The 13,004-nt window shown below is 36.9% G+C and carries 10 protein-coding genes; 8 read left to right on the forward strand and 2 right to left on the reverse strand.

Annotation, left to right across the window (positions count from 1 at the left end; genetic code table 11):
• Positions 1-187: 187 nt before the first annotated feature.
• Positions 188-547 carry an ABC transporter permease gene (locus BLR60_RS25520; protein ID WP_090505100.1) on the reverse strand — a complete coding sequence of 120 codons (360 nt, stop codon included), beginning with the start codon at positions 545-547 and terminating at the stop codon, positions 188-190.
• A 229-nt stretch (positions 548-776) separates the two neighbouring features.
• Positions 777-1,988: a diaminopropionate ammonia-lyase gene (locus tag BLR60_RS24265; RefSeq protein WP_090505103.1), complete on the reverse strand. Its 1,212-nt coding sequence runs from the start codon at positions 1,986-1,988 to the stop codon at positions 777-779.
• 1,184 nt (positions 1,989-3,172) lie between these two features.
• On the opposite strand from BLR60_RS24265, the gene BLR60_RS24275 reads away from it, so the two are divergent.
• From BLR60_RS24275 to BLR60_RS24310, 8 genes are all read left to right on the forward strand, one after another.
• Entirely contained in the window at positions 3,173-3,940 is a 768-nt protein-coding gene (locus tag BLR60_RS24275; protein ID WP_090505107.1) for a LytR/AlgR family response regulator transcription factor, read from the forward strand.
• A 225-nt stretch (positions 3,941-4,165) separates the two neighbouring features.
• The gene (locus BLR60_RS24280; RefSeq protein ID WP_090505110.1) at positions 4,166-5,251 is read left to right on the forward strand and encodes a sensor histidine kinase; all 1,086 of its coding nucleotides are present in this window, start codon (positions 4,166-4,168) and stop codon (positions 5,249-5,251) included.
• Between the two features lie 236 nt (positions 5,252-5,487).
• Positions 5,488-6,012, forward strand: coding sequence for a transcription termination/antitermination protein NusG (nusG, locus tag BLR60_RS24285; protein ID WP_090505113.1), 525 nt, complete (start codon positions 5,488-5,490; stop codon positions 6,010-6,012).
• 9 nt (positions 6,013-6,021) lie between these two features.
• On the forward strand, positions 6,022-6,918 hold the full coding sequence (locus BLR60_RS24290) for a glycosyltransferase family protein (protein WP_090505116.1): 897 nt from the start codon (positions 6,022-6,024) through the stop codon (positions 6,916-6,918).
• A 209-nt stretch (positions 6,919-7,127) separates the two neighbouring features.
• Entirely contained in the window at positions 7,128-8,129 is a 1,002-nt protein-coding gene (locus tag BLR60_RS24295; protein ID WP_090505119.1) for a TauD/TfdA family dioxygenase, read from the forward strand.
• A 25-nt stretch (positions 8,130-8,154) separates the two neighbouring features.
• Positions 8,155-9,453 (forward strand): beta-ketoacyl-[acyl-carrier-protein] synthase family protein, encoded by a 1,299-nt coding sequence (locus BLR60_RS24300; RefSeq protein ID WP_090505122.1) that lies wholly within the window; start codon positions 8,155-8,157, stop codon positions 9,451-9,453.
• On the forward strand, positions 9,428-9,676 hold the full coding sequence (locus tag BLR60_RS24305) for an acyl carrier protein (protein ID WP_090505125.1): 249 nt from the start codon (positions 9,428-9,430) through the stop codon (positions 9,674-9,676). The genes BLR60_RS24300 and BLR60_RS24305 overlap by 26 nt, the downstream gene beginning before the upstream one ends.
• Positions 9,677-9,798: 122 nt before the next feature.
• On the forward strand, positions 9,799-13,004 hold a 3,206-nt coding region (locus tag BLR60_RS24310), incomplete at its 3' end, for a non-ribosomal peptide synthetase (protein ID WP_143009149.1).

Here is a 13,004-nt window from a genome sequence, read left to right on the forward strand (position 1 = left end):
AAAAATCAAAGCTTTCAGGGCTCAGTTCCGTGGTGTTAAATGCGTTAAGTTTTTCCTCTATAGACTAACGCAATTATATGCTTAATACGTTTATCCCACAACTTTTGGTATTGATCCCTCTATTTAAGGATTTAAGAATCTTCTAAAAACAAAAACCCCTTTAAGATAATCTTAAAGGGGTTACGGGTCAGTAACGGTGCGTAATTCGAACCATTTTGTGGACGAATTGATTGAAATAAGCGGTTTTTCGAGAATTTCGGAAAAGTAATTTATTCTTAAAGTACTTAACTGGATTAATCCTTGTAGCAATGAATATTTGCGTTGCAATTGCAATCCAAGCCATCGTGAAAGACAAAACACCTGCTAACGCAAAATACCACCACTCAATAGATATTCTATAGGCAAAACTTTGTAACCAATCACCCATTATAAAATAACCCAGTGGAAAAGCAACTACTATAGCGATAAAGATAATCCTGATAAAAAATGTTGATAATAAAGAAATAATACCAAAATCGCTACAGCCCAGAGTCTTCCTTATGGCAATCTCTTTCGCGCGTCTCTAAATTTAGACTGTAAAAGTAAAACCAACTTCAAAATTCGAAAAATTCTTTGCACTTAAATGTCTTAGGAGTATGAGCGGTGAGTCCAACAATTACTAAAAAAACTATAGTCAAACACAAATTTCTTATATAAATTGATATATCGCTTGCATTATGGCGGAACACGACACGAGGTTATTTTTCACAAAAAATTTAATTAGAATATTAGCTAGATTATAAATCAGGTCTATTTTCATTTTTCAGATAAATATCTTGAGGCCTTTGCCCTACTAACTCAATGTACCTTTGGGAATCTGTAGCGCCTTCTGTATTAAAAATTAAAATCCTAGATCCTCTATCGATTCTAAGCTCACTCATTAATGACGTATTTTCACAGATCTGGATTAGACCAGCAAGTCCTGCACCACCACTCTCACCTGATACAATAAACGGATCGTTACCTCTTGGCATTGCTAACAGCCTCATTGTATCTACAGCTTCTTTTTCCGATATTGTGATGAAACCATCAGCAATTCTTGACAATATTCTCCAAGCAATCATCGATGGCTCATAACATTCCAACATCGCCATTACTGTAGGTTTGCCGGGGTTAATTTTTACAGAGCATCCATTTTTTGCACTTTCGTAAATACAGGCTGCACTTTCAGGTTCTACTATTACTATTTTAGGTCTCTTCTCCCCAAACAATAGGAACAAATGTCCAGCTATCGCTGAGGCGAGACCACCAACTCCTGCTTGTATAAATACATGAGAGGGTAGTTCCTCTAGTTGTAACAAGGCTTCTGTAAGAAGAGTTGTGTATCCTTGCATAATAAGTCCTGGAACCCTTTCATATCCTTGCCAAGAAGTATCAGAAACCATAATCCAACCTTTATCTTTGATCATGCGAGATGCGGTAACAATAGAATCATCATACGTGCCCTTTACCTCCTCTATACTTGCTCCATAAGCAGCGATAGCCTCCCTTCTTTTTTGGCTAACACCTTCATGCACGAATATAACAGATTTGGCACCTACAATTTGAGCGCCAGCTGCAACTGAGCGTCCATGATTTCCATCTGTTGCACAAGTAAATATTATCTGCGATGCAATCTTTTTAACATCTGGATGAGAAATCTCGTCAAACATTATCCTTCTACCTAGCCGATTCTGTGCTTCTTCCATTATTATACAAAAAACGGCGTAGGTACCTCCAAGTGCTTTGAAACTATGTAAACCTAAACGATAGTCTTCGTCTTTAACATGAATACCAGCAATACCATAATGTTTTGCCAACGCAGTCAAAGAATGTAAAGGTGTTATCGTGTACTCGTTTCTTGAAGCCCAAAAATCTTGGGCCTTTTTCACTACAGACGGAGTAAGTAATTCGGCATCGCCAATATCCAAGGGAAGGCCTTTTTGTGCCATTTTATTAACTAATAACATGAAATAGATTAAGACATTTACTTGATCTCATAAAACATTTGCAATATTTAAAGCAAAAAAAGCAATTTTATTTCATTATTTAATAACATTCACACTATACCCCATTTGATTCACGCTGGACTCGGTCCTGCTAGTAAATTAGAATCCTATTAAAAATAGCTTAACAAAGATTCATTACACTCCTTGTCGCCATAATAACGCAAACAAAATAGAAGACAGGAACTACAATAAATATAGTAATTTAGCGTAGTTAAATATATAACTTCCTTTATTTGTGTATATAAACTTTATGGTAAAAAATAAATCATTGTGGGTGATATCTCTATTTCCGACAACTCCATCAAACGGTTATACCGACGGCCGCCTGAACACAGCATTAATCATTTTACCTAACAAACTACTGATAATCAAATATTAGTTTTTAAAATATTCATTATTGAGAGATGGCATCAAAACTTACTGATTCTCAATCTGATATTGGTATTAATAAGTAAACACACTTTTACACCTAATTATTTAGTAATAAGTTTTAGATATATTGATTTAGTTTATATCTTTAATTATCATCCCGTAATAAAAAAATGAGAGTAAAAAACAAAAATATGAAAATCAGCGGTTTGAATTTCAATAAGGTTACAAGCAAGTATCAATTAATTTATTTTTGGAAGCTCATTCTAAAAAAAGTACAATATAGTGTGCATCAGATCAATAATTGTCCAATTATACTCTCAGTTTTTCGAACAAAAAACAGCTTAGATCAATAATGATTTTGTTGGTTAATGTCTACGACTTATTAGTTTTTCAATGACCTCACTAACAGAGTTAGGATTCCATTTAAGCCAATTTAAAATTTGTTTACATTGCTGTAGAATGTGCATTCCTATTATCGGTCGTTGGACTGTTTTGATAGGAATTTTCATGAAGATAAACTGTCTTTTTTCAAAATTTGAAACATAATCTTCATAGTCCATGGGCATGCCAATCTATCAGCTAATCATTACCATAGCACCTATTCTTTTTCGAATGGTTATTGTTTTAAAGTTAACAGGCTCCTTTGTGAACGAGGATTCTGAGTTAACAATTGTTTTTGATTTGAACCTTATTTGACAACCAAACACCCTATGATTTTATAGCAACTCCAACCTCAAGATAAAAGATTTATAAAAATTAAAATACACATAAAATTGATATACTGCATAATAATTGATGATGACCCTACTGCCTTGGAGCATATTTCCGAATACATAGCTGAAATATCCTGGCTGAAAATCTCTAGTACTTTTACGAATCCCATTAAAGCCCTCGAATATATAAAGAAAAATGGGCCTGTCGATTTACTTTTTCTAGATGTCAACATGCCTGTAGTCGACGGCATAGAGTTATCTAATATATTAAGAGAAAAATATGTCAAAAAACTAATTTTCACGACTTCTCACGCTAAATATGCTTTAGACGCATTTGATGTTAATGCCAACGGTTTTCTCCTCAAACCCTTTAATTTTGCTAGATTTTTAACGGAGGTTGAAAAACTTCTCCCTAAAGAATATACTTTAGACGAAATCCATCCGAAAGAAAAGGATTATGTGTTTGTAAAAAGCAAGGAAGCAAACTTCAAACTTGTTAAGGTGAAAACATGTGATATTTTGGCGATTGAGAGTAAATTAAACTATATCCAAATCCATACCACCAATGGAAAAATAACAACTCATATGAATCTCAAAGATGCTAAAGAATTGCTCATAGGAGCGAATGAACTATTCATGCAATTACATCGTAGCTTTATAATTGCAATGGACCATATTGTATCCATCGATGGCAATTATATCACGATGCTGGATGGGACTAAGTTTACAATAGGAGAAAGTTACAAAAATAAGCTGAATGAATTTCTGAAAAACAAATTTTTCAGACCTTTCGAAAAGGAGACAGGACGAAGATCTGAAAAACTATGACCCTGTACTACTGGAGCACTCCGGTGACAGTCACTGTAATAGTTGTGAAAGTCGGATTGGTACTTGGTTTATTAATTTTGGTACTTGAATAGATGAAGACTACTTTTTTTTCGATTTTAAATGTTTTCATGGCTTTTTTACCATAAAGAAAGCATGGGGATAGAAAAATGAAAAATTTTAGGTACATACAGGTTAAAACATGGTACAGAACGGCATAATTATAATATGAAGAAACTATATTTATTTTGTCGAGAATATAAATTGCACATCTTTTTATGGTTAATATTTATAACCTATGAATCAGTAGTTGCTGGTATTTTTAGCGGGGAATTTGGACCAATTGAGAATTATGTGGTGCATTACACCCTTAATATTTCTTTGTTTTATATAAACTACTTTTTTATTATCACAATTAGTGATGATAAAACGCCCAATATTTGGCTACTTTTAATCGTGATCTCTACTGAGATTTTATTGTACATACCACTTTTAGCCTTCTTAAATCAACTATTCACCAGCTATAACAAGCCTACACCTTCCAGTATATTAGGAATTAACTACAAATTCATCGTAGGAGCTATTTACAGATCTGTATTCTTTATTATGGTTTCTACGGGTTATGCATTTTTGATAAGATTTTACAACGAGCGAAGGCGCCTTCAGCAAATGGAGATTGCTCACTTGAAAGAAGTCATAGAAAGAAGAAATATTGAAAAAAACCTTGTAGCCGCAAAAAACGCGTTCATCAGAGCTCAGTTAAATCCACATTTACTATTTAATGTTTTAAACTTTATCCACAATAGAGTTAGAAAGATTGATCACATTGCAGGAGATCTTGTAATATCTCTTGTAGATGTCATGAGATACGCAATTAATACCGAGTATAATGAAGGGGTGGTTTCTCTTAAAGAAGAGATAGAATATTTAGAAACTCTGCTTAATATATTTGAAGAGATAAAAGGGAAACAATTTAACTTGGATTTTTCTTACCCAGATGATATTGATTCCATAAAGATAATACCTCTTTTACTACTTACAATCGCTGAAAACATGTTTAAGCACGGCGACCTGACAGATCCAACAAGGCCAGCTTTTTTAAATATTTCGACTACAAAATTAAATTTAGAGATCACGGCTGGAAATAACTTATTAGAAAGACCTATAGCAGATATAAATCGAAAAGGCCTTTTGTTCCTTCAAGAACGCATTAAAGAAGCATATGGAAATAATGGATATATAGAATACAAATTAATTGATGAAAAATTCATTATAAAGATTCTTATACCACTAACACCTGTACACCTTAAATAGTGCATTTTGCAACACAGCCCCAGCAGCTCCCAAACTAACAAACCTATTTTTTCAAAATGAGGCCCTCATAAATATATAAAATGTTAGCCTTGTTGTAAAAGGTGCATTTTCAATTAGTTTAATCTTCATTTATATAATAATAAAAAGCGTCTGTATAACATTTATACCTATTCATAAAACATATAATACTTTTTTGAATTCGATTGCCGATTTTGTTGAACATAGTTGATAATTAAATGGCAAAAGAATTTTTCAAGTTCAGCTCAGGATGGTATCTGCTTTATTGCAGACCAAAACAGGAAAAACAGATCGCGAACAGACTTTCTTATCGATCTGTAGAAACCTTCGTCCCTGAGATCAAAAAGAGAGACAAAGGAAATCGTCGTTCAAGAAGTTCGATAATGTTTCCCTCTTATGTTTTTGTTCATCTGAGTGATATGTCTGATTACTATGAGGCTCAAGATACCACATCTGTGGTTGGATACGTAAAATTCAATAATATTCCTGTAGCTGTTGATGAAGAAACAATCTCATCATTAAAGACTATAATCAGTGTTAATGCGAGCTGCGTGATCACCACAGAAAAATTCAATACTGGAGCACAGTATGAGATTTCGGGAGGTCTACTCAGCGGTTTAAAGTGTGAGATTATTCGACATATGGGAAGTCATAAGGGGCTCGTTAGGGTTTTATTGCTAGATAGAAACATACTGATAGATATTCCATCTTCCGATCTGTTACAATATAGTTCTAACTTATAATAGAATAATATGCTTGCTACAATTATAGGATGCCAAAATGGTGTAGGACTTGAAAAGGACAAAGATATATTAACGGAAATACTGATTGACAACGACATTACAGTAGAATTCAGGAATGTAAAATATAAAACCCCCATTAATCCAAAAACCACAATGTGTATCCACACCGAAGTTGTGGAACCGTATTTTCTTGGAAAACGAAATATATTAATTCCAAATCAAGAATGGTTCTTAAAAAAATGGCTAATACACCTTAAAAATTTTGATGCAATTTTTTGTAAGACTTTATATGCTAAAGAAATCTTCAGCAAGTATCATGATAATGTGATATATACCGGATTTACCTCAAAAGACTGTTATGTTGAAGTAAATAAGAAAATGGAATGTTTCCACGCTCAAGGGAGATCAAAGGTAAAAGGTACCCAATTTATAATAGAAGCCTGGGAAAAACAGAATTTACCAAAACTAAATCTGGTTAGCAAAAAAATTCGCCATAAAATCAACACTGAGAATATTAAGTTATATAAAAGTTTTCTGCCTTCAGATCATTTTAATCAATTACGTAACGAAAGTATGGTCCACCTCTGTCCGTCAGAAGCAGAAGGATTTGGGCATTATATAAACGAGTCTAAGTCATGTGGTGCAGCAATTATAACAACTGGTTTTGCACCGATGAATGAACTCATCAACGAATTTACTCTGCCAATATATAAAAAACGACAGTATGCCAATATGATGGGAGAACGTGTCACCGTTCGCCCTTCTGATATTGGCAAAATGGTTTCACAGCTTTTTCAACGTAATGATCTGCATGAAATAGGAATGCGGAATAGACAAAATTTCATTGAGAATGACTCTCGAGTTAGGAGAACATTCTCTGTGGAACTAAACAAAATATTGATATAACAACTTTTCCTCGGAATAAAATTGTCCTGAGAAAAAATAACAGAGGAGAATCTGCTTCCGAGGGTTTCTTTTTACATCATGACAAATACTCATAAGCATTTGTTGATTTCTGGCCAGAGGAGCGTTGCGCACCTTCTGTAGCGGTAGCTTTATTCATCAAGGAAAACTAGGCTGGAATCGGATCCATTAAACTTAACAATTAAGACGGCATGAAAAATTTTGATAAATCAATAGATACCCCCAAGTGGCTATTTAAAGAAAATGAGAATCTATCTCCACTGAATGACGGAAAGCCCTTTATTTTGATTGACTATCATCAGGTGACCTACGATTTAAATGATTGGTTAACCATCGAAAAAGATCTTGTAAATAAGTTACTTCTGAAACATGGAGGGATACTTTTTAGGGGGTTCAACATCAATACTGTCGAAAAATTCAATACAATAACTACGAGCTTCAACTCAGAGCCGATCCCATATATGTTTAGGTCTTCGCCAAGATACTCGCTTGGCGATCACGTCTACCTCTCGACCACCTATCCCAGTTCCAGAAAGATAAATATGCATAGTGAATCATCTTATAGTTATGTATGGGGCCAGAAAATTATGTTTTGCTGCATTACCGAACCCATTGAGGGTGGCGAAACTCCCATTGCCGACAATCGACTAGTGATGCGTAAAATAAGCAATGAACTTCTTAAAAAATTCGATGAGCATGGCATAATCTATCAGAGAACACTTTCACCTCACGTCAGTATGGGATGGCCAGAAGTTTTTCAGACCGAGGATCGTCAGGCTGTTTTAGGGATTTGTAAGGAGAACGATATTAGTTGTAATTTCCTTAACGATCAGGAATTGATCATACGATGGAAAAGGCCTGCCCTAGCAAAACACCCCCTGACAGGCGACAAAATTTGGTTCAATCATGCTTTTTTTTTCAACAAATACAGTATCCTAGATGAAATGGGACTTCTACCGGACGAGGATATTCCTGATGATTTACTGCCATCCAATACCTTTTTTGGCGATGGGTCAGAGATTAGCCATTCAGATTATCTAGAATTAAGAAGTGCTTATGAAACAGAAAAAACCTATTTCAAGTGGAAAAAGGGGGATGTACTCTTATTAGATAATATGCTGACCGCCCACGGAAGAAGTCCATACAAAGGTGATCGGAAAATAATCGTAGCCATAATGGAGCCAACATCTTAATACACAAATAAATAAAACCTTTCCCATGCACAGAGTAGTAATAACAGGATTGGGCGTCGTTGCGCCCAATGGCAACACGATCCACAAATTTACGAATGCTATCAAAAATGGCGAATCGGGAATCACCTACGTTCCTAGGTTGAAAGAGCTTAATTTCGGGTGCTGTATCGGTGGCATATCCGAAATAGATACATCTAGCTTGTCATCACATTTGAAAGAAAGCAAGCTAATGAATCTCAAGAATACTTCAATCACCTATGGACTAACTGCCGCATTAGAGGCATGGCTTGATGCAGGCCTTCAACCAACACCAGAGCTTAATCCAGCGGATGTTGATACTGGTTGCATATTCGGCTCCGGATTTACCGATATGGAACTATCTCGTTTTGTCATAGACACGGTCAACTCAGGCAATGTAAAAATGTTGGGGCCCAGACTTGCCGAGCAAATGATGAACAGTGGAGTGAGTGCATATATAGGGGGAATGCTTGGCCTTGGAAATCATGTGTACAGCAACAGTGCAGCTTGCTCAACCGGCACTGAATCACTGGTAATGGCCTCCAGAAGTATCAAACACGGCTATGCAAAAAGAATGGTAGTAGGAAGTTGCGACTCCTATAGTCCTTACACATGGGGAATGTTTGATAGTATGCGGGTATTATGCAGGAGTGCTAATGAAACTCCTATATCTGGATCCAGGCCGATGAGCAAATATGCAAACGGTTTTGTTCCTGGAGCTGGAGCTGCATGTATGATATTGGAGAGCTTAGAAAGCGCGATAAAAAGGAAAGCGCATATTTATGCTGAGATAGCGGGCGGAAGCATATGCTGTGGTGGTCAGCGTCAGACTGGTACAATGACTGCGCCAAATTCGTATAGGGTTTCTCAATGTATCGAGGAAGCAATTGTTTCAGCCAATGAGGCGCCAGCCAATGTTGATCTGATTTGCGGACATCTGTCTTCCACTTTTGCGGATAAAGTAGAAATAGCAAATTGGTCACGTGCCCTGAACAGAAGTGGATCGGAATTTCCTTTTATAAATTCCTTAAAATCAATGACGGGACATTGCCTGTCAGCTGCCGGAATCATTGAATCAGTTGCAGCAGTTCTTCAACTTCACCATCAATTTATACATCCAAACCTAAATTGCGAAGAATTAAACCCCGAAATTCTCGAATTAATAGACGAAAGCAGAATTGTTCGAACGACTACTCAGAAAGATATTTCAGTAGTAATGAAAGCTAGTTTTGGTTTCGGGGATGTTAACTCTTGCATTGTCCTAAAAAAAATTAAAAATTATGGAAACTCCCTCAAACCTTGTTAAGATTGCATCCATCTTAAAACCCTACATTGAAGATCATGAATTTCAAAATTTAAAATCTTCTGATCATCTGGTTAACGACTTAAACATCGATTCGGCCGATCTGGTCTGCGTCGTCCTTGATGTAGAAAATAGTTATGGAATTGTAATTGAAGACGCAGCAATTGAAAATATTAAGACAGTCGCAGATATTCTAACGATCGTTGAATCAACGGTGGACAAATAAACATGTCATCTGCGTGTAAATCATTGAATCTACCCTAATAAAAACCAGATTCGAGACAGATCATAAAAGAGTTATAACCTTAGATCTGATCGTGTTTGCAGCGTGAAATCTCATTAGCTATCATGACAAATTACCAATTGAACCTCCACCCTTCCCAAGAGAATATATTTTATGATCAGGTTATTGATCCAGAAAACAGTTATTATAATATCTGTGGATATGTCATTCTCCAAGGAAAATTAGACATAACTCTTTTTGAATCCATTATTGAAAGCCTTCCGGAATATTTCGACATTTACCACCTTCGGTTCGATCCAGGGGTAAATCCGGCTCCTCAGTATCTGGAAAAATCGAAAAATATTTGTAGCCTAAGAAAAGTGGACTTTTCAAAGTACGATTTTCCCTTAATTGCAGCAAAGGAGTTCATGCAAAGCAAAGCAGATGAGGCGTTCGACCTAGAAGGAGAGCTATTTGAGAATTACATGCTCCGCATTGATCAGGATAAATACTATTTTTTCTTTAAGTATCATCATCTTTTAATGGATGGTGTATCAGTAAAAATCTGGACGCGTCATATTTTTCTTGAATACGAAAAACTAAGATTATCGTCTATAAAGCCCATTCAAAGTAATAGTTATCGAAGTTATATTAAAGAGATTGAAGAATCTACTCAATATTATAACTCGGCAATTTACCAGGAGAATAAGGCGTATTGGCTGAATAAATTTCGTAACATAGTAATTGAGCCTATCTTATCGCCAAGGTACGAAATCTACCAAAGTAACAGCCTTAAATGTGGCACATTCTCCCGTCTGATAAATGATCAGCTAAAACAAGACATCAAACAACTTTCAGATCTGACGGGGTGCAGTCTTCAGCAGCTCACAATAGCGGCCTTGGCGATTTACTATAACCAATTGAACGGTTTTGAAAATTGTATTTTTGGGGTTTCTGCTTTCAATCGTAAAAAGAACCAGAAAGACACCGTTGGCACATTCGCGAATATCCTGCCAATTTTGGTGAAAATTGATCAGGATTTACCCATCCGGAATTTTTTAAAAGACCTCCGTACTCAACAACTTGGATCATATCGGCACACCTCATACCCCCTCAGACGACTTAATAGTGAATTAAGATCACGGTCTGGGGAAGCCCCAAGCCTCTTCCAGATAACTGTTGATTATAGAATGCTCGAATTTGACCTCCCGTTTAATGAATCAAAGGCCGAGATTCAAGAAATTTGTAGTAGCAGATCCAATCTGCCCTTACAATTTAAATGGCAGGAATTCGGTGAACAGCAGCCATTGCTATTGAAGTTAGACTATCAACTTGGATACTTCACAGCCGAAGAAGCAGAACTACTTACGGAACGTATATTACATATAATGTTACAGTTGCGGCAGCTGGACTCGCTGATCAGCCAGCTATCTATAATCCCACCGGTGGAATACGGCAGGTTGGTACAATTGCAAGATATTAACCCTAGATCTTTTAACCCACCGATGAGTGACCTTGGGAACAGTTTCCCAATCGACGTTGTCTTTAGCAACATAGCAGCTAGCCATAGGGATCTACCCGCTGTCAAGCATAACGGTGAGGTGAAGACCTATAGGGAGCTTGATGAGGATTCCAATTCCTTGGCAAGACTATTGTCTCAAAAACCAACAAGATTCACTGGGGTTTATCTTAGTCGGTCTGAAACTGTTGTAACCGCGTTATTGGGGATTTTAAAGGCGGCAAGTACGTACGTACCTCTGGATACTCAAAATCCACCAAGGCGAATTCTTGACTGTTTGATAGATAATAAGATTGAAACGGTTATCACCAGCAGCGAGCTCTTGATAGGCCTGCTTCCTATGTTAGATTCACATACGGCAAAAAGAATTATATGTGTTGATTTCTTAACTGCTGAAGAAAAAAGTAAATTATCACTGCTGAATATTGATTACAGCGATGCAGCAGATATACTTAATTCAGATTCATCATCATTTTCTAATAAAAAAGATATTTCTTCATGGGCCTACATGTTATTTACGTCAGGGTCAACCGGCAAGCCTAAGGGTGCAATTACTACCCACGCTGGAGCGATGAATCACATTCTCTCAGAAATTGAGTTATTAAAATTGGGCGAGGGATTTAGATTTTTACAAAGCGCAAGTATTGCTTCTGATATCTCAGTATGGCAAATGCTTGCACCCTTATGTCATGGTGGTACCGTGATCATAATCGACAAAGAAGAATTACTTGATTATGATGCCTTATATGCCTTACTGAGAAAAGAAGAAGTAACAATTGTAGAATTTGTACCGTCGTATTTGACCGGTCTGTGCAATCACTTTATGGCCGCTCCCGAGAAACCGACACTTTTACATCTAGAATGGATCATGATGGTTGGCGAGGAAGTTCCTGTTACCTTGGTGAATCAATGGCTATCGCTTTTCCCGGCATGCCAGGTGTTGAACGGATATGGTCCTTGTGAAGCGTCCGATGATATCACCCAATATGCCATACAAACTCTGCTTCCAGAAGGTTTTGGCAAAGTTCCTATTGGGAGGCCCATCCACAACATGAACATATTTCTTCTTAACAAGAGTCAGCAGCTTGTACCTATAGGAGAACCTGGCGAAATTTGTGTGAGCGGAATCGGCGTCGGCCCTGGGTATTGGTTAATGCCAGAAAAAACCGCTGAAAGCTTCATAAAAAATCCATTTGAGAATACTTTAGGAGAGATTCTCTACAAAACAGGTGATTTAGCCCGTTGGCGTTCTGACGGACAACTTGAGTTTTTGGGTAGAGAGGATGATCAACTAAAGATTCGCGGATTCCGGGTGGAGTTAGGTGAGATTGAGAGCATTTTAAATTTACACCCTCTTGTTGCAGAAAGTACCGTGGCAGTGAAATTGAATGAAGCAGGTGTTAAACAACTTATTGCTTATGTCATTTTGAAAAAGCCTATGAATGACGATTTCTTCTCGACTAAACGAATCCTAAGTCATCATATAGCCGAATATCTGCCTTCTCACATGATCCCCACTGATCATGTTTTTCTTGATAGCTTTCCTTATAATCTGAGTGATAAAATAGACAAAAACAGACTGCCCAGCCCGGAAACCGGCACGCAGAAACAGGGGGAACATGCTCCACCGACCGACAAAACACAGGAACTGCTCTGCCAGATATGGCAGGAACTGCTAGGCATATCCCAAATCGGCATATACGATAACTTTTTCGAACTCGGGGGCGATTCCATAATAACGATACAGGTGGTCAGCAGGGCCAGAAGAGCAGGTATCGAGATCCAGCCAAGAGATGTCTTCCAGCACCAGAC

It is taken from the genome of Pedobacter terrae (assembly GCF_900100705.1).
Classification (GTDB): Bacteria; Bacteroidota; Bacteroidia; order Sphingobacteriales; family Sphingobacteriaceae; genus Pedobacter; species Pedobacter terrae.

What these genes read in the sequence shown, in the direction of transcription:
- BLR60_RS24290 (WP_090505116.1), top strand. Translation starts at nt 6,022, where the DNA reads ATGCTTGCTACAATTATAGGATGCCAAAATGGTGTAGGACTTGAAAAG.
- BLR60_RS24300 (WP_090505122.1), top strand. Translation starts at nt 8,155, where the DNA reads ATGCACAGAGTAGTAATAACAGGATTGGGCGTCGTTGCGCCCAATGGC.
- BLR60_RS24265 (WP_090505103.1), bottom strand. Translation starts at nt 1,988, where the DNA reads ATGTTATTAGTTAATAAAATGGCACAAAAAGGCCTTCCCTTGGATATT.
- BLR60_RS24295 (WP_090505119.1), top strand. Translation starts at nt 7,128, where the DNA reads ATGAAAAATTTTGATAAATCAATAGATACCCCCAAGTGGCTATTTAAA.
- BLR60_RS24305 (WP_090505125.1), top strand. Translation starts at nt 9,428, where the DNA reads ATGGAAACTCCCTCAAACCTTGTTAAGATTGCATCCATCTTAAAACCC.
- nusG (WP_090505113.1), top strand. Translation starts at nt 5,488, where the DNA reads ATGGCAAAAGAATTTTTCAAGTTCAGCTCAGGATGGTATCTGCTTTAT.
- BLR60_RS24280 (WP_090505110.1), top strand. Translation starts at nt 4,166, where the DNA reads ATGAAGAAACTATATTTATTTTGTCGAGAATATAAATTGCACATCTTT.